This is a genomic window from Kitasatospora sp. NPDC056138 (assembly GCF_042264695.1).
Taxonomy (GTDB): Bacteria; Actinomycetota; Actinomycetes; order Streptomycetales; family Streptomycetaceae; genus Kitasatospora.
Window position 1 is genome coordinate 91,355 of sequence record NZ_JBHJVK010000015.1, and the last position, 17,845, is coordinate 109,199.

The window sequence follows — 17,845 nt, forward strand, 5'->3', positions numbered from 1 at the left end:
GGGAACACCTCGGCCACCTCTGCGCCCACAAGCACGGCCTCGAAGTCGTCGCGGTCCGCATCGGCTCCTTCCGCGAACTCCCCGCCGGACCACGCCGCCCCCACCCCGGCCGAGCCCACGCGACGCCCCCGCGCTCCCGCACTCCGCCGCGGTCGTACCGCCGGCCGCCGTCTCCTCCCCGGGTACTCGGCCGAAGAATCCCTGCTGATCTGGCCTCATGGCCACTTCGGCACCGTACGGAAGATCTTTCCGGACGGAAACCGGCCGGCCGACCGGAATCCGGCCGTGCGCACTTTTCGGTGCATGGTCTGTGTAGATCTCCCGGGGATTTCATGTGCGGAGAATGAATCAGACGTACCCGACACAATGTGGCATTCTTCACCCGGATGCACAGGTTGCGCCCGCCGCTGTACCGCCGGCGGGACAGCAGTGAAGAGGGGGGCGGATAGGAACGTGCGAGGCTCTTGACTTGCCAATGCCTAGATCGTTTAAAGTTGCAGGGCACATTGAGAAGTGACTATGCGTCAACTGCAGGGAGCAACAAGGGAGATTACCGCAAGAAATTCCTTCCTGAATCCGGCTGGGTGAGGTATGGGGGAGATTGGACAGTGGTCGCAGCCTCGATCGCCAAGATTGACAGGGCCAAACATTCGGCTGTCAACGGCAGACAAACCATCCCGCACTCTCGTATTGGAAATGAACCCGCCGAAGAGGGATCCGTGCTGGTCACACGGGTCGGCCTGCGGATAGTAAATGCCCTTGCCTTCAACGTCTGGGAGCAGGCGGGCCTGAAGATCGCACGGGCGCACGACTCTTCGGCGTGGTGCCTTGGAGACTGGATCGTCTACGGCCAGTCGCGTTACGAAAATCGCTACCGTGAAGCGGTCGACGCGGCCGGACTCGACTACCAGACAATCCGCAATTACGCCTGGGTGGCGCGCAGGTTCGAACTGGCTCGGCGTAGATCGAAATTGAGCTTTCAGCACCATGCCGAGGTGGCGTCCCTCGCTCCGAGCGAGCAGGACGGCTGGCTGGACCGTGCGGAGCGGGAAGGCTGGTCGCGCAACGAACTCCGGCGCCAGGTACGCGGCCGGAAGCACGAGACCAGGTCGCCGGCCGGGCTCGATCTCCTGCGTCGCCTCGAAGTGACACCCGAGCAGGCCGAGCGGTGGCGGGAGGCCGCGACCCGATCGGGCAACAACCTGCAGGAATGGATCCTCGCCCAGCTCGACGAGGCGGCGTGCAGCGCGCTCCGGGGACCGGACGCATAACGCCGGAGGCCGCACGCCCACGACCGGCCGCGAAGCACACGGTGGAGTACGGTCGCCCGGCTCCGCGGCCGTTCGGAGTCCTCGCCCGAGCGCGGCGGGGAGTTCCCGGTCCCGCTTCCCTCTCCCGCTTTCCTCTCCCGCTTCCCTTTCCGCTTCCCTCTCCCGCGAAGCGGGCTCCCGGCTCCGTGTCTCCCCCGCTCAGGCGGGCTCGCTGCGGCACCGCCCGCCGCGCCGGAGGCGCGCCGGTCATCCCGCTGGCGGGACGGGGCCACGCCCATTCGACCAGCACCCCGTGGAGGACGGCCATGTTCGTTCCTGAGCTGTACCGCCCCCAGGACCCTTCCTGGGTCCTGGAGATCGTGCGCGGACACCCCCTGGCGACCCTGGTGAGCAACGGCACGGCCGGTCCGCTCGCCACGCACCTTCCGATGATTCCGCAGGAGGCTTCACTGAGCGGCGGAACCGGCGAGACCGGTCTGGTGGGCACGGTGTTCCACGGTCACCTGAATCGGATGAACCCCCATTGGACCGCGCTGCTGGAGGCACCGGAGTCGGAGCAGGCGCTGGCGGTGTTCCACGGTCCGAACGCCTATGTGACCCCCACCGTTTACCAGACCTCTCCAGCCGCACCGACCTGGAACTTCGCCGCGGTCCACCTGCGCGGGACGATCCGCCCGATCACCGGTCGCACGGAGACTCTGGAGATCGTCAAGTCGACGGTGCGCGCCTACGAGCGCGACCACGGGACCGACTGGGACATGTCCGGCTCCCTCGCCTACTTCGAGCAGATCGTCGGCGGGGTCGGCGCCTTCCGGTTCGAAGTGGCCTCCGCCGAAGGCATGTTCAAGCTGAGCCAGGAGAAGACCGACGAGGTGCGGGAGATGGTGGCGGAGTCGTTCGCCGCCGGCACTCCGGGAGGCCGTCAGGTCTCCGCTCTCATGCGGCGTCACGACTGAGGTGTCGGCTCCGAACGGAGTCCTCGGCGCGGAGTCCTCGGCGCGAGGTCACTCGGCAGCGGCATCGGACCCGGGCCGGACGTCACTGGACCTCGTCCCTGCCGGGGTGACCGGCCGCCGGCCTCGCCGTGGCGGTCGGCGGACGGCCTGGGGAGACGGGCCGGAAGCAACTCCGGCACCGGCCCCAGGCTCCGGCCGATCACCTCGGCGCCCGGCCGCCCCGCCTCCGGCAGGCGGGTCCGCAAGCACGGACGGCGGCAGACCGCCCAGCGGCCGTGAGCGTCGCGGGCCGCCCGGGTGGCGGTCATCTCCCGCGCAGCTCCAGGGTGCAGCACTTGACGCTGCCGCCGGCCTTCAGCAGTTCCGCCAGCTCCACCCCGATGGCCTCGAAGCCGCGGCTGCGCAGCTGCTCGATCAGGCCGGTGGCGGCCTCCGGGAGCACCACGTGCTTCCCGTCCGAGAGCGCGTTGAGCCCGAAGACGGCGGCGTCCTCGGCGGCGGCCAGGATCGCATTGGGGAACATCTCGCGCAGCACCGACTGGCTGCCCGCGCTGAACGCGTCCGGGTAGTACATGACTTCATCGTCGGAGAGCACCGCCAGCGCGGTGTCCAGGTGGTAGAAGTCGGGGTTCACCAGCGTCAGCCCGGTGACCGGGAGCCCGAAGAACTCCTGCGCTTCGGCGTGCGACCGCGGATCGGTCCGGAACCCGGTCCCGGCCAGCAGCCGGCGTCCGACCACCAGGTAGTCGCCCTCACCCTCGTTGATGTGCTCCGGCCAGTGGACCTCGCGGTAGCCCTGCTCGACGAACCACGACAGGTAGGCAGGACCCTCCGCGGTGCGCTCCGCGTGCCGGAAGCGGGCGCCGAACACGCGTCCGTCCACGACGGTGGCGCCATTGGCGGCGAACACCATGTCAGGCAGACCGGGGATCGGCTCGATGGTCTCCACGGTGTGCCCCAGCTCGCGGTACAGGTCACGGAGCTGTTCCCACTGGGCGAAGGCGAGGCCCCCGTCGACCGGCTTCTTCGGGTCCATCCAGGGATTGATGGAGTAGCTGACCTCGAAATGGCGGGGCGGGCACATCAGGAAGCGGCGGTGCGTGGCGGTGCGCTTACCGCGCCGGTCCGCCGGCCGACTGTCACGGATGGGGTCGGTATAAGGCACGTGTCCTCCTCTGGACTGCGTGTCCGGCCGTAGCCGGAAATATCCCGCTGAACGGTCGACGGAATTTCAGGTGGATTGCTCGGGAGATGACCGGACAAGCCTCCCGGCGCAGTCCGGTATTACCGGGCTTCACCCATCCCGGATGAGCTTGGGGAAGATGTCGGAACGCCCGTCGGAGACCGGCGTCTCGAACATAACGAAAAGGAGGATGTCCGCTTCGAGGCGCAACATCTGTTCGGTGGCAATCCGACTCGTCACGAGGGAGGCCAACGCCGAACTCCGGTCGAAGTGGCTGGACTTGGCGGCCTGGACCGCATCTCCTGCGAGAGTCTGGCAGAACATGGAGTGGCTGTCCACGATTGCCTGTTCCCGCCGCACCGCCTTCCCCGCCCGCCGGTGGAATCACGGATCCGGCCGGGCATGCGATGCAATAGCGCGAGGCGTTCCGGAACTCGTCCCCGACACTGTTCCGGTCTCTTCGCAGACGGCGGACGGTGGCCCGGGATATAGTCTGGGCCGTACGCCGCGGCGGGCCCTTCCGTGACCGGTGGGCCCTTCCCGGGCGAATCATTGTTGCAGTCGCAGCAGAGGGGTGAGTGCCCTACCGAAATGGCCGCATCGGATACCCGTATGCGGACTGAACGCCGTTCCGGAGCTGTTCCCGCTTACGCCTCCCGAGGTGGTTCCGGGCACACCGCGAGCCGCCTTCCGAGCGCGTGCGGCTGCGGCTCGGCCACCGGGCGGGCCGCAGGTCCGGCTTCCACCGGAACCCCGGTGGCCGCCCTCCGGCCGGGCACCGCCGCCGGCCGGGTACCGGATCGGCTCCGCCACGGCCCCGGGGCCCGCCCGCGACCTCGGGGCCCGTCGGGGCCGTGAGCCTCGCGACGGGCGGAGCGACGCCGTCGCGACCCGCGGCCGCGGAGTCCGGTGGCCCGGGTTCCCGTCACGTCACGTCACGTCACCAAGGCTCGTGGGGCCCGGGCTCCGGCGGAGGCGTCCGGGGCGAAGCAGTCGGACCAACTACTCAGCAGACCGACACCATCACCGGGGAGATATCCAGTGTCGCGCACAGCCAACACGCCGCTCGCCCGCATCGCGGCCGCAGAAGCCGCCGCCCTGACACCGGGTGGCTCGGCGAACCTGATCACGGACTTCTACCGCACGCTGAACGAGGTGGCTGCGTCCTTCGACGCCGGGAGCACCGTCCGGCCGCAGCCGGGGGTGGTCACGCCCGGCTTCGCGCTGCCCGAACTGACCCCGCAGGTCGCCGAGTTCTTCGGCGCGGCCGAGGCGCGGTGGCTGGACTTCGGCAGCTACCGGGACCAGTCGCTGACCCTGCTCAACCTCGCCGCGAACCCGGGCACCAACACCACGAAGACCTTCCCCTCGCTGCTGATCGTCGCCCGGGCCGTCGAGCACATCCGCCGGCACGGCGAGCCGGTGATCATCTTCACCCCGACCTCGGCGAACAAGGGAACGGCCCTGCGGGACGCGGTCCAGCGCGCGCTCGCCTGCGGTCTGGCCACCCCCGAGCAGCTGCGCGTCGTGGTGCTCGCACCCGCCTCGTCCGCCGGGAAGCTGCGGGCCGGCGCCCTCTCCGAGGACCCCGCCCTGGCGGCACTGAATCCGGTGCTCACACTGCGGAGCCCGGTGGCGGAGGAGGTCAAGGCACTGGGCCGCGAGTTCGTGGCGGAGCACGCCGAGGAGGTCCACCGGAGGACCGGCGCGCGCGTCTGGTTCTCGCTCGACCTGAACAACTACCTCCTCGCGGACGTCTCCCGTGCCCTCTTCGAGCACGCGACCGCTCCCCTGGACCAGGCCCTGCGTCCGAGGACGCACGCCCACGCGGTGTCGAGCGCGTTCGGCATGCTCGGCTACCACCGAGGCCGCTCGCTGCTGGAGGAGGCGGGGATCTCCTCGCCCGCCAGACGACCGCACACGCTGCTCGTGCAGCACCTCGGCACTCCGGACATGGTCCTCGACCTGCGGTTCGGGAGCTTCGACCGGAGCCACGTCCCGCAGTACCGGGCCGACCCGGCGGGTGGCCGTCACCACCAGCAGCTCGACCCGCACTTCCCCGCGACGACGGACGACCCGGCCGAGATCCTCGACAGCACCTTCTACACCCACGCGCCGGTGACCGCCGCGACGATGACCGGGATCATCAACACCTACGGCGGAGACGGCATCGTGGTGTCCGGTCACGAGTGCCGGGAGCGCTACCCCGAGCTGCGGGCCGGGCTCGAAGGCGCCGGCTTCAGCGCCCCCGCCGATCCCGCGGGCGTCCGTGAGTGGTCACTCGTCATGGCGTTGACCGGTGTTCTCAACGCGATCGACCGAGGTCTGGTCAAGCCCGACCACGACGTCGTGGTGCACGGCTCCGGCTGGTACACCGACGCGGACTACACCCCGCTCGGGCCCGGCGCCCGGCCGGTGGCGTCGGCAGCGGACATCGCCCGGATCGTCTGCGGCGAGAGCCCCGCGGACCCGGCCTGAGCCCCTTCGACCCGCAACGAGAGGACGCGCATGGGTACTTCCCGCCGGCGCCGGTGGCGTCCGCCGCCCCTGAACGCCTGGCCGCTGGAGTTCAGGTTCGCCTGGGGCACCAGCCCGAACCCCCTCTTCGCCCGGACCCGGCACTGGCTCAGGGGGGAACTGCCGCGGCGGTTCCCCTGCGTGGCCTCGTCCGTCGGCGGCGGGGCGCCGAGCCTCGCGTACGCCGGTCCCGTGGAGGGCCTCAGCCACGTGCTGCCCTTCCTGGAGGAGCGCCGCGGACCGGCCGGCCGGACACCGCTGCGCGTGGCGGGCCGCATCCGCTGGACGTCCCTGGCGGCCCGTCGGAACCTGCCGCCGGTCGACCTGCTCGCGGTCGGCTGCACGGCGCGGCGGGCCGCCCGGCTCCCCACCCGCGCATCGCTGGTGCTGCCGTTCCGGCTCCACCTGGTGGTGCCGCTGGCGCCGGACCCCGCCGTCGTGCGGCAGCGGGTCTCCCGCAAGGACCGCCAGCAGTTCGCCCGGCAGCAGAGGGCCCTCGACTGGCGGCTCGAGACGGCGACGACCCGGGCGGACTTCGACGACTTCTACGAGCGGTTCCATCTCCCGACGATGCGGCGGCGCCACGGCGAGGCCACCCGCAGTCTCGACCGGGAGAGCGCCTACCACTGCGTGCTGAGCCGGGGCGAGCTGTTCTTCGTCACCCAGCGGGGCGAGCGGGTGGCCGGGATGCTGTGCCGCTGGGGACCGGGGCGGCGGACGCTCACCCTGCGGCTGGCCGGTGTGCTGGACGGCGCCGAGGAGCACTACCGCTCCGGTGTGCTCATGGCCGTCTACCTCCTCATCCAGGAGTGGGCGGCACTGCGGCACGTGACGAGCCTGGACCTGTCGGGCTGTGAACCGTTCCTGAGCAAGGGCATCTTCCAGTTCAAGCGGAAGCTGCACCCCGTGGTCACCCGGCCGGCCGACCACTTCGCCGGGAAGCGGCTTTGGCTCCAGGTCCAGCGGGACTCCCCGGAGGTCCGCGACTTCCTGGTGGCCAACCCGGTGATCGCCGAGGACGACGCCGGCGGACTCGAGGCCGTGTACTTCTTCGACCGCGAGCGGCCCGCCCGGCTCGACTACCGCTGGCAGGGGACCGGCCTGAGCCGCCGGCGGCTGATCGAGCTGGACGCGTTCCTGGCCGACCTACCCGCAGGCGCCGCCGGACGGGGCGCCCGATTCACAGGGAGCGCATCATCCGTATCGGCGTCCTGATCCTTCCCGCCGCCTCGTGGAGCGAGGCACGGCACAGCTGGCAGCTCGCGGACGAGCTGGGCTTCGCCCACGCGTGGACGTACGACCACATCGCCTGGCGCGACCTGGTGGGCCGCACCTGGTTCTCCTCCGTCCCCACCCTGGCGGCCGCGGCGGCGGTGACCCGCCGGATCCGGCTCGGCACCCTGGTGTCCTCACCGAACTTCCGCCACCCCGTCCCGTTCGCCAAGGAGATCATCACCCTCAGCGACATCTCCGACGGCCGGTTCATCCTCGGGGTCGGGGCCGGCGCCGGCGGCGCCGATGCCGAAGTCCTCGGCGCCGCCGCCTGGTCCTCGGCCGAACGCTCCCGCCGGTTCGCGGAGTTCGTCGACCTGACGGACCGTCTGCTGAGCTCGCCGGTGACCGACTTCACCGGGGAGTACTACCGGGCCAGGCGGGCGCACGTGGAGCCGTCCGGCCGGGCCAGGTCGCGGATTCCGTTCGCGATCGGCGCGAGTGGACCGCGCGGCATGAGGGTCGCGGCCAGACACGGTGACATCTGGGTGACCAACGGGACCTCCTCGGCACCCGGGCTGATCGCGCCCGCCGCGTCGCCGGAGCTCGTCCGCGAGCAGGTCGCACGGTTGCAGGACGCCTGCGAGGCCGTCGGACGCGACCCCGCGGGACTGCGGACCCTGCTGCTCAACGTCAACCGGACCGATCCCCCGCTGGCCTCCGTGGAAGCCTTCGCCGACGCGGTGGGCCGGTACGGCGAGGCGGGGATCACGGACATGGTGGTGCCGTTCCCGCGGCGGGAGCCCCCGTTCGTCGGCGACCCGGCGGTGCTGGAGCGGATAGCCGGTGAAGTGCTGCCCGCGCTCGGCGACAGGTGATCGAGGCCCGACCCGTGGTGTCGGCCGGAAACGGAGGGGCGTATGTGCGGAATAGCAGGCTGGGTCGACTTCACCCGGGATCTGCGGGACGAGCAGGACGTGTTCACGGCGATGACCGGGTCCATGATCGACCGGGGCCCGGACGCGGGCGGTGCCTGGACGTCGGCGAGGGCCGCCATCGGGCACCGGCGGCTGGCGGTCATCGACGTCGAGGGCGGCCGCCAGCCCATGTCGGCCGCCTCGGCCGCCGGCCGGCCGGTGGTCCTCAGCTACAGCGGCGAGGTCTACAACTTCCGCGAGCTCAGGTCGGAGCTGGTCCGGCTCGGCCACACCTTCACGACCAGGTCCGACACCGAGGTGGTGCTGCGGGCCTACCTGGAATGGGGCGCCGCGCTGGTGGACCGCCTCAACGGCATGTTCGCCTTCGCCGTCTGGGACGCCGGGCGCGAGGAACTGCTGCTCGTCCGCGACCGGCTGGGGGTGAAGCCGCTCTACTTCCACACCTACGCCGGCGGGCTGCTGTTCGGGTCCGAGCCCAAGGCGATCCTCGCCAACCCGCTCTTCGAGCGGCGCATCGAGGAGTCCGCCTTCCCGATGCTCTTCAACCAGCGGCTGGCACCGCTCGGGACGACCCCGCTCCAGGGACTGTCCGAAGTGCGTCCCGGCCACCTGGTGCGGTTCGGCGCGAGCGGGGTCACCGAGACCAGGTACTGGCAGCTGACGCCCCGCGAACACACCGACGACTTCCGGACCACCGCCGGCACGGTCCGGGAGCTGCTGACGGAGATCACCGCGAGTCAGCTCGTGGCGGACGTCCCGCTGTCCGGGCTGCTCTCCGGCGGCCTGGACTCGAGTGCGCTGACGGCCCTCGCGGCGCGGCAGGTGCACGGGTCCGGGGCCGGCCGGCTCACCACCTTCTCGGTGGACTTCGAGGGCGCCGACTCGGACTTCCGGCCCACGCCGCTGCGTCCCGAGCGCGACGCGCCCTACGCCCGGCTGGCGGCCCGTCACCTCGGAACCGACCACACCGAGGTCCGGCTCTCGGCCGACGCCCTCTCGGACACCCTGGGCGCCGCCCGGCGGGCACGGGACCTGCCGGGGCTCGGCCAGTTCGACACGTCGATGTACGGCCTGTTCGCCGCGGTCCGGCAGAGCTCGACGGTCGCCCTGTCCGGCGAGGCCGCCGACGAGATCTTCGGCGGCTACCCCTGGTTCCACGATCCCGCGATCGTCCGGCGGGACACCTTCCCCTGGCTCGGCGACGGCGTCCGCCTCACGGACTGCCTGGCACCCGACGTCCGCGCGCGGATCCGTCCGGACGAGATGGAGAAGGACCTCTACGCGGCGCTGCTGGCCGAAGTGCCCCGCCTGGACGGGGAGACCGGGCTCCAGGCGCGGATGCGCGAGGTGCTCTACCTGAGCATGCAGGGACCGCTGGCGCTGCTCCTCGACCGCAAGGACCGGATGAGCATGGCGGTGGGCCTGGAGGTCCGGGTGCCGTTCTGCGACCACCGGCTGGTCGAGTACGCCTGGAACGTCCCCTGGTCCCTGAAGACCGCCGACGGCAGGGAGAAGAGCCTGCTGCGCGCCGCCGTCGCGGACCTGCTCCCCGAGCCGGTGCTGCGGCGCCCGAAGAGCGCCTACCCGGCGGCCTTCGCCCCCGCCTACGCCGACGCCGTCGTGCGCCGGGCGCGCGCGCTGGGCCAGGACCGGCAGTCCCCGCTGTACGGGCTGCTGGACGGCCGGCGGATCGACGCCCTGGTCGAGCGCGCAGGCTCCTCCATGGTCCACGCCGGTGTCGCCCACGTCCTGATCCCACTGGTCGAAGTCGACGCCTGGATGCGGGACTTCCGGGTGGGCATCGCATGAGCGGCGCGAACGCGGGGCACCGCACGGACCTGGCACGGCTGGCGGACGACTTCTGGACCTGGCGGTCCCGCCAGCAACCGCGGACCGGCGACGACATCCCGCGCATCCGGCGCCCGGCCGGGTGGACGCCCGACTGGTCGCCGGAGGCGGTGGCACGCTACCGGAGCGAACTCCCCGCCTTCGAGGCGGCCTGCCGAGCCCTCGCCGATCCCGGAGCCCCGGTCGGCCGGCAGATCGACCACCTGCTGCTGTCCTCGGCCATCGCCCGGGTGCGCTGGGAACTCGAGGTCCTCCGCCCGTGGCAGCGTGACCCGGGGTTCTACGTCGACCAGTCGCTCGGGGTGGTCTTCGACCTGCTCCTGCCGCCGCCCCCCTTCGACCGGCGGCGCGCCGCCGACGTGCTGCGCCAGCTCGCGGCCGTCCCGCAGATCCTGGCGGCTGCCGAGCTCAACCTGGCCGGGCACGCGGTGGCCGAGTTCGCCCGGTGGACCGTGCGGCGGACCGCAGGGGTGGGCGGCCGGCTGACGGCGGCGATGGCGGCACTGGTGCCGTTCCTCCCCGAGCGGGAAGGGCGTCTCCTGGTTCCGGCCGCGGAGCGGGCCGCCCAGGCGCTGGAGGCGTTCCGCGACCTGCTGTCGGCGGGCGCGGAGTCGATGCGTCCGGTCGTCCCCCTGGGACCCACGGCGTTCCGGTTCTTCCTCGGCCGGGTGGCACTGCTGCCGTTCACCCCGCAGGAACTCGTCGCCCTCGGCCGGCACGAGTTCGACCGTGCGGTGACGCTGGAGCTCCTCGAACGCCACCGCGCGCGGAACCTCCCGACGCCCGCACCGCCCCCGTCCGTTCAGGAACAGATCGAGCAGCACCGCCGGGACGAGCTCGGCATCCGCGCGTTCTACCGGGAGCAGCGGCTGCTCACGCAGCCCGCCGCACTGCGTCACTACCTCGTCAGGCAGATTCCGCCGTACCTCGCGCCGCTCGACTGGCTGGGGATCACCGACGACCTGACGTCGGAGTCCCGCCTGCACCAGGACGCCGTCCGCTACGTGCCACCGCCCTCGCCGGACCTGCCGTACTTCGACCTGGCGGCCGCGTCGGACCCGAGGCTCGGCATCGCCCACGAGGGGGCCCACCACCAGCAGTTGGCCCGTTCGTGGGCCAACCCGGCGCTGTCCCGCCGGCGGTACTACGACTCGGCCCCCAACGAGGGGATCGCGCTCTACAACGAGGAGTTGCTGCTCGCCACGGGGCTGTACGACGACGCCCCGCACTCCAGGGCACGGGTGCGCAACTTCCTGCGCCTGCGGGCCCTGCGCGTCGAAGTGGACGTCCGCCTCGCCATCGGCGACCTCACGATCGCCTCCGCCTCGCGGCTGCTCCAGGAGCAGACCCCGATGGACCGGGCCACCGCCGACCACGAGGCCGTGTACTTCGCCTCGACTCCCGGCCAGGCCCTGTCCTACCAGGCGGGGAAGACCCAGGTCCTGGGCTTCGTGGCGGACGCCGCACGGAGGGACGGGACGGCGTTCGAGCTGCGGTCGTGCCACGACTACCTGTGGGAGAACGGAAACGTTCCGCTGTCGCTGCTGCGCTGGGAGTACCTCGGGGACCGCTCCGCCCTCGACCGGGCACTGGCCCTGGCGGACGGCACCTCCACGCCATGAGCGCGGTGGCCCTCCCACGCCGTGGGAGGGCCACCGTGTCCGCTCCCGGTCACGGCTCCTCGGCCGCCGGCAGTGCCGCCGCGATCTCCTCCGCGCCGAGTGCCCGGATCTCCGCGACGACGGCCGCCTCCACGGCTCGGGCCAGCCCGCGTACGGTCGGCTGCTCGAAGACGGTCCGCACCGGCAGTCGCACGTCGAACTCCCGCAGGATCCTGGTGACGATCCTGGTCGCGGCGAGCGAATTCCCGCCGAGCTCGCCGAACTCGTCGTCGACACCGACCCGTTCGGTGCCGAGCACCTCGGCGAAGATGCCGCAGATCACGGTCTCCTGCTCGTTCTCCGGCGCCGCGTACGGCGCGGCGGTCCGCCGGTCCGCCGGTGGCCGCAGGGCGGCCCGGTCCACCTTGCCGTTCTCGTTGAGCGGCAGGGACTCCACCATCTGGAAGGTCGCCGGGACCAGGTAGTCGGGCAGCCGCTCCGCGAGGAAGGCGCGCAGCTGCGCCGGTTCCACCCGCCCTGCCACGTAGGCGTCGAGCCGCCTGCCGCCGTCCGGCTCCTCGTGCGGCACGACGGCGGCCTCACGGACCTCGGGGTGAGCCGCGATCGCGGCCTCCGCCTCGGACGGCTCGGCCCGGAAGCCGCGGATCTTGACCTGGTCGTCGATCCGGCCGAGGAACTCCAGTTGCCCGTCCGGGGTACGGCGCGCCCGGTCGCCGGTGCGGTACATGACCGCGCCCGGCCGCCCGGCGAAGGGGTCGGGGACGAACCGCTCGGCGGTCAGCAGCGGCTGCCCGACGTAGCCGCGTGCGACACCGCGGCCCCCGATGTAGAGCTCGCCGGGATTCGCCGGGGCCAGCCGCTCGTCCAGCAGGTGCACGGTCACGTTCCGGATGGCCCGTCCGAGCGGCGGGTCGGCGGACCAGCCGGCGGGCGGGCCGGACAGCCGGTTGGCCGTGGCCTGATGGGTCTCCGAGGGCCCGTACTGGTTCTCCAGGCCGGCGCCCACCTCGGTGAGGAAGCGCCGGACGTCCTCGGTGACGCGCAGCGGCTCGCCCGCCGCGATCACCTCGCGCAGGGCGAGCGGAGTTCGGACCGGCCGGCTCAGGTGGGCGCCGGCCAGCTGGCGCAGGAAGCTCGGCGACAGGTAGATCCGCTCGACCCGTTCCCGTGCCAGCAGTTCCAGCAGCAGGTACGGGTCCTTGCGCTGTTCCTCGTCCACCACGACCAGGCTGCCGCCGCCCAGCAGCGTGCCGAACACCTCCTGCAGCGACATGTCGAAGCCGAGCGAGCAGAACTGCGCGCAGACCCGCGGGCCCGGTGTGCGCAGCGCCCAGTCCGCGACGTTCTCGACCGTCCTCGACGGCAGGCCGATGCCCTTGGGCCGTCCGGTGGACCCGGACGTGAAGATCACGGACACCAGGTTGTCCGGCCCCGAACGCCGCTCCGGCGGGGTGCCGGGCAGGGTCTCGACCTCCGGACCCGGCAGCAGGCCGGGGACCTCGAACGCCGTCCCGCCCAGGACCAGCCGCGCGCCGGAGGCGGCGACCAGGTACGCCAGCCGGTCGTGCGGGTGCGCGGGGTCCATCGGCAGGCAGACCCCGCCCGCCTTCATGATCGCCAGCAGGCCGACGATCGCGTCCCGGCCCCGGGGCAGGCACATCCCGACCACGACCTCGGGGCCGACGCCGTGGTCGCGCAGGTGGTGCGCCAGCCGGTTCGCCCGCTCGTCCAGCTCGCGGTAGGTCAGCCGGTGCCCGTCCGCGACCAGCGCGACCGCGCCGGGGCTCCGGTCCACCTGCCGGTGGAGACGGTCAACGAGATCCATCGGCACTCCCCCGCGGCGCACCCGGTGAGGTCTCGGTGCGCCGGGCGCACTCCTTCGTCCGCAGCACCGAGTCGACGATCTCACCGGCGCGCACGGCGGTGGTGGACAGCAGCGAGGCGGAGATCCCGTGCGTGTGCTCGGTCCCGCCCTGCAGGTAGATTCCCGCGCGGACGTTCGCGCCGGTGGTCACCCGGTAGTCCCGCTCGACCCGGAACCGGCCGGACGCGGTGCGCTTGCACAGCTCCGCCGCCCCGCCGAGCACGGCCGCCGGGTCCATCGGCCGGTACCCGGTCGCGCAGACGACCACGTCCACCTCCAGGTCGCGCGTCAGCCCGTCGATGAGCGTCTCCACCCGGAGCACCGCACCGTCCCCTTGTGCCGCCACTCCGGTCATCCGGGACATGCCGTGGATGTGCAGCCGGGTGGTGCCCCGCACCCGCTCGGCGTAGACGCGGCGGTAGAGCTCGTCGATCAGCTCCAGGTCGACCACCGAGTAGTTCGTGTTGGCGTGGTAGTCGTAGAACTTCTTCTTGACCGGATCGGGCGAGGCGAAGAACTCGTCCACCGCGCCCGGGTCGAACACCCGGTTGACGAAGCCGGAGTCGTCGGCCGGGCTGTAGCCGTAGCGGGTCAGGACGGCGTGCACCTGCGAGTCGGCCACGGTCTGGTGCAGGTACGCGGCCACCTCGGCGCTGGACTGCCCGGCGCCGATCACCGCGAACCGCCGCGCGCCGACGGCCGAGGGCAGCCGGTCCAGCAGCTCGCTGCTGTGCCAGACCCGGTCGGACCGCTCGACCCCCGGCGGCATCGTCGGCACGATCCCGGTCCCGACCACCAGGTTGCGGGTGCGGCGCACGATCTCCGTGCCCGGATCCGCCGCCGAGCGGGCGACCACGTCGAAGAAGGCCACCGAGTCGCCGTCGAGCACCGGGCGGACCTCGACCGCCTCGGTCTGGTACTCGACCAGATCCGCGAACTTCTCCGCCGCCCACTCCAGGTAGTCGTGAAACTCAACCCTGCTCGGGAAGAGGATCTTGTGGTTGATGAAGTCCACGAGTCTGTCGCGCTCGTGCAGGTAGGTCAGGAAGGTGAACCGGCTGGCCGGGTTGCGCAGGGTGGCGAGGTCCTTGAGGAAGCTGATCTGCATCGTCGCGTCCTCCAGCAGCATCCCGAGGTGCCAGCCGAAGGCCGGCTTGCGCTCCAGGATCCCGAGGGTGAGCCGGTCCTGCTCCGGCACCGACGCGTTGTACTCGTGCGTGGCGATGGCCAGCGCGAGGTTCGACGGTCCGAATCCGACCGCCAGCAGGTCGTAGGTGTCCGGCGGGCGGGTGGTGGTGAGCGATGCCATGTCGGTTCCCTTCGGTGGTGTGGGGTCAGGCATCGGGGGTCAGGCACCGGGGCCCGGAGGGGCCGCCGTCCCGGCGCGCACCTCGTCCGCCATCGCCCGGACGGTCTGGGCGCGGAACAGGGAGCGCAGCGGCAGCCTCGCTCCGAACGCCTGGTTGACCCGGTGCACGACCTGGGGGATCAGCAGCGAATGACCGCCCAGCTCGAAGAAGTTGTCCTGGATCCCGATGACCGCGCGGCCGAGCACCTCCTGCCAGACCTCGACGATCCGCCGGTCGATCCCGTCGCGGGGCGGGACGTACCGGACGGCGTCGAAGCCGGGCTCGGGCAGGGCCTTCCGGTCGACCTTTCCGGTCGCGGTCAGCGGCAGCCGGTCCAGGACGACGCACGCCTGCGGGACCATGTGGTCGGGCAGCCGCCCGCGCAGGAACTCCAGCAGTTCGGCCGGTTCCGGCGCCCGCCCGCCGGGGACGGCCGAGACGTGGGCCGCCAGCCGCAGGCCCGAGGCCGCGGGGTGCGCGGTGACCGCGGCCCGCGCGACGCCGGGGTGTTCGCGCAGCACGGTCTCGATCTCGCCGGGTTCGACCCGGTAGCCGTGGACCTTGAGCTGGAAGTCGGCGCGTCCCAGGAACTCCAGGGTCCCGTCCGGGCGCCACCGTCCGCGATCGCCCGTCCGGTACATCCGGGCCCCGGGCTCGGCGGCGAACGGGTCGGGCAGGAAGGACGCGGCGGTCACGTCCGGACGGCCGAGGTAGCCCCGCGCCAGCTGGCCGCCGCCGACGTACAGGTCGCCGGGTACGTTGACCGGCACCTGCCGCAGGTGCTCGTCCAGCACGTGGATCCGCCCGCCCGAGACCGGGGACCCGATCCGCGGCGAGGCCGGCCAGGAGTCGGCCGGCGCGGTGAGCCGGAGCGCGGTCACGACGTTGACCTCGGTCGATCCCCACTGGTTGTCGAGCGTCGGCCCGTCCGGCCCCGCGCACATCGCGCGCAGGTGCGCACCGATCGTCAGCCGGTCGCCGGTGGTGACGATCTCCCGGATGCCCGCGACGTCCTCGGGGTGCTCGCGGCCGTGGCGGGCCAGCTCCTCCAGCACGGCGCCGGGCAGCAGGACGGTGCCGATCCGGTGTCGGCGGACGAGTCCGGCCAGGGCGGGAACGTCCATCCGGTCGGCCTCCTGCGCGATGACGGCGCAGCCGCCCGCCCACCAGGTCGAGAAGAACTCGTAGCTGCAGACGTCCGAGGTGATCGGGAAGTACTGGAGCACCGTGCCGTCGAGACGGTAGCGCCGCCCGGCCCACCGCATCAGCCGTGCCGTCGGGCCGTGGGCCATCACCACGGCCTTCGGCTGTCCGGTCGAACCGGAGGTGTACACCACGTAGAGGGCGTTGCCGGGACCGGCGGCGAGCGGCGGGTTCCCGTCCGACGGTCGGGCGAGCTGGCCCGTGGTCAGCGTGGGTACCGTCCGGCCCGCGTCGGACCCGGCCTCGCCCACGACGCAGACCGCGCCGGAATCCTCCACCAGGTACCGCAGCCGGTCCTCGGGGTGCTGCGGGTCCAGTGCGACGTACGCGGCACCGGACTTGGCGATCGCGAGCATGGCGACGGCGAGTTCCACGCTCCGTTCCAGGCACAGGCCGACCAGGGACTCCAGGCCGACGCCCTGTGCGCGCAGGCCCCCGGCCACCCGGTTGGCCCTCTCGTTCAGCTCCGCGTAGGTCAGCCGCTCGTCGCCGCAAACCACCGCGGGCGCGTCGGGACGCCGTCCGGCCTGCTCCTCGAACCGCTCGACCACGGTCCGCCCGGTCATGCCGCCCCGCCCGGGGTGAAGGCTGCCGGGACCTCGGCCGGTCCGCGCAGCATCGGACCGAAGGTCCACACGATCTCCTCTGCCGGGACGGTCAGCCGCAGGTCCGGCAGGGCTTCGAACAGCGTGGCCAGGGCGACCTCGCCCTCGGCCCGGCCCAGGTGGGCGCCGAGGCAGAAGTGCGTGCCGTACCCGAAGCTCAGGTGGGTCTGCCGGGGCCGGTCGATGTCGAAGGCGTCGGGGTGCTCGAACCGGGCGGGATCGCGGTTCGCCGCGGCCAGTGACATCAGGACGGTGCTGCCCCTGGGCACCTGCACGTCGCCGATGGCCAGGTCCTCCAGGGCGTAGCGGTTGGCGGACGCCTGGACGACCGAGTCGTGGCGGAGCAGTTCCTCGACCACGTCCGGCCAGCGTCGCGGGTCGGCCACCGCCTTCCCCAACTGGTCCGGGTGCTGCAGCAGTCGGACGATCCCGCTGGCCAGCAGCGGGATCGTGGTGCTGTGCCCGGGGCCCAGCATCGCGGCGAGCATGCCGCGCAGTTCGGACTCGTCGCGCAGCTGACCGCCGTCCAGCGCGCGGAGCAGGGCGGTGGTCACGTCGTCACCGGGATGAGCGCGTTTGTGGTCCAGGATCCGCGTGACGTAGCCGTCGACGAACTCGGTGGCCTCGGGCTCGGGCTCCCGCGCGACCACGGCCCGCCAGAACATGTCCATGAACACGGCCGGGTCCTCGCGTTCCGCCGGCGGGACACCGAGGATCTCGTGGATCACGGCCACCGGGACGAGCAGCGCGTACTCGGCCATCAGGTCGGCCTGCCCGCGTCCGGCGAACGCGGCGATCGCCTCGCGGCAGATCTCCGCGATCCGCGGCCGCAGCGCATCGACCGCGCTCTGGCTGAACGCGTGGTTGACCACCCGCCGCATCCGGCCGTGGTCGGGCGGATCGGTGTCCAGGACGCTGCGGTCACCCGCCGCCGCGGCCGGATCGGCGCTCCCCGACCTGCGCGGGTCCACGCTCAGCCGCTGGTCGAGGAGAGCGGCCCGGGAGAGCTCGTACGAAGTGACGAAGCAGGTGGCCTCGTCCGTTCCGGCACTGGCCATGAGACAGGCCGGGGCGTTCTCCTGCAACCACCGGTAATTCGGGTACGGGTCGGGATCTGCTCGGTAGCCCCTCATTCGGAACAGCCTCCTCGTCAATTCAGGTATTCGGCACGGCTCGAACCGTCTGACCGGGATCTGAACAGGATGCCGGAGCAGGATCCGAACGGGGTTGCGGCCTTATCCGTGAGAAAGGCTGATCCGCGGGGGCGGCGCCGGCAA

Annotated in this window: 13 protein-coding genes; 7 read left to right on the forward strand and 6 right to left on the reverse strand. The window is 72.1% G+C overall.

Annotation, left to right across the window (positions count from 1 at the left end; all coding sequences use genetic code 11):
• Nucleotides 1-608: 608 nt before the first annotated feature.
• Both ACFC1R_RS12850 and ACFC1R_RS12855 read left to right on the forward strand, forming a co-directional pair.
• On the forward strand, nt 609-1,271 hold the full coding sequence (locus tag ACFC1R_RS12850; RefSeq protein ID WP_375937184.1) for an LmbU family transcriptional regulator: 663 nt from the start codon (nt 609-611) through the stop codon (nt 1,269-1,271).
• A 305-nt stretch (nt 1,272-1,576) separates the two neighbouring features.
• Complete coding sequence (locus tag ACFC1R_RS12855) at nt 1,577-2,227, forward strand: FMN-binding negative transcriptional regulator (RefSeq protein ID WP_375937187.1); 651 nt, start codon at nt 1,577-1,579, stop codon at nt 2,225-2,227.
• Between the two features lie 304 nt (nt 2,228-2,531).
• Here ACFC1R_RS12855 and ddaH read toward each other — a convergent pair whose 3' ends face one another.
• Nucleotides 2,532-3,392 (reverse strand): dimethylargininase, encoded by an 861-nt coding sequence (ddaH, locus tag ACFC1R_RS12860; protein ID WP_375937190.1) that lies wholly within the window; start codon nt 3,390-3,392, stop codon nt 2,532-2,534.
• A gap of 129 nt (nt 3,393-3,521) precedes the next feature.
• On the reverse strand, nt 3,522-3,749 hold the full coding sequence (locus ACFC1R_RS12865) for a hypothetical protein (protein ID WP_375937192.1): 228 nt from the start codon (nt 3,747-3,749) through the stop codon (nt 3,522-3,524).
• Nucleotides 3,750-4,451: 702 nt separating this feature from the next.
• Between ACFC1R_RS12865 and ACFC1R_RS12870 the strand changes: the two genes are divergently transcribed.
• The 5 genes from ACFC1R_RS12870 to ACFC1R_RS12890 are packed head-to-tail and all read left to right on the forward strand — an operon-like array spanning nt 4,452 to nt 11,547.
• Nucleotides 4,452-5,888 (forward strand): DUF6002 family protein, encoded by a 1,437-nt coding sequence (locus ACFC1R_RS12870; protein ID WP_375937195.1) that lies wholly within the window; start codon nt 4,452-4,454, stop codon nt 5,886-5,888.
• Between the two features lie 30 nt (nt 5,889-5,918).
• Complete coding sequence (locus ACFC1R_RS12875; RefSeq protein WP_375937198.1) at nt 5,919-7,142, forward strand: hypothetical protein; 1,224 nt, start codon at nt 5,919-5,921, stop codon at nt 7,140-7,142.
• A complete protein-coding gene (locus ACFC1R_RS12880) occupies nt 7,142-8,017 on the forward strand; it encodes an LLM class flavin-dependent oxidoreductase (protein ID WP_375937259.1) in 876 nt (291 codons plus the stop codon). Before ACFC1R_RS12875 ends, ACFC1R_RS12880 begins: the two co-directional genes overlap by 1 nt.
• 42 nt (nt 8,018-8,059) lie before the next feature.
• Nucleotides 8,060-9,886 (forward strand): asparagine synthase (glutamine-hydrolyzing), encoded by a 1,827-nt coding sequence (gene asnB / locus ACFC1R_RS12885; protein ID WP_375937201.1) that lies wholly within the window; start codon nt 8,060-8,062, stop codon nt 9,884-9,886.
• Nucleotides 9,883-11,547, forward strand: a complete 1,665-nt coding sequence (locus ACFC1R_RS12890; RefSeq protein ID WP_375937204.1) for a DUF885 family protein — start codon at nt 9,883-9,885, stop codon at nt 11,545-11,547. The genes asnB and ACFC1R_RS12890 overlap by 4 nt, the downstream gene beginning before the upstream one ends.
• A gap of 49 nt (nt 11,548-11,596) precedes the next feature.
• Here the strand turns inward: ACFC1R_RS12890 and ACFC1R_RS12895 are convergent, their stop codons facing one another.
• The 4 genes from ACFC1R_RS12895 to ACFC1R_RS12910 are packed head-to-tail and all read right to left on the reverse strand — an operon-like array spanning nt 11,597 to nt 17,701.
• Nucleotides 11,597-13,372, reverse strand: coding sequence for an amino acid adenylation domain-containing protein (locus ACFC1R_RS12895; RefSeq protein WP_375937207.1), 1,776 nt, complete (start codon nt 13,370-13,372; stop codon nt 11,597-11,599).
• Nucleotides 13,359-14,720, reverse strand: a complete 1,362-nt coding sequence (locus ACFC1R_RS12900) for a lysine N(6)-hydroxylase/L-ornithine N(5)-oxygenase family protein (RefSeq protein ID WP_375937210.1) — start codon at nt 14,718-14,720, stop codon at nt 13,359-13,361. The genes ACFC1R_RS12895 and ACFC1R_RS12900 overlap by 14 nt, the downstream gene beginning before the upstream one ends.
• Nucleotides 14,721-14,759: 39 nt before the next feature.
• Complete coding sequence (locus ACFC1R_RS12905) at nt 14,760-16,529, reverse strand: amino acid adenylation domain-containing protein (protein ID WP_375937213.1); 1,770 nt, start codon at nt 16,527-16,529, stop codon at nt 14,760-14,762.
• On the reverse strand, nt 16,526-17,701 hold the full coding sequence (locus ACFC1R_RS12910) for a cytochrome P450 (RefSeq protein WP_375937216.1): 1,176 nt from the start codon (nt 17,699-17,701) through the stop codon (nt 16,526-16,528). Before ACFC1R_RS12910 ends, ACFC1R_RS12905 begins: the two co-directional genes overlap by 4 nt.
• Nucleotides 17,702-17,845 lie beyond the last annotated feature (144 nt).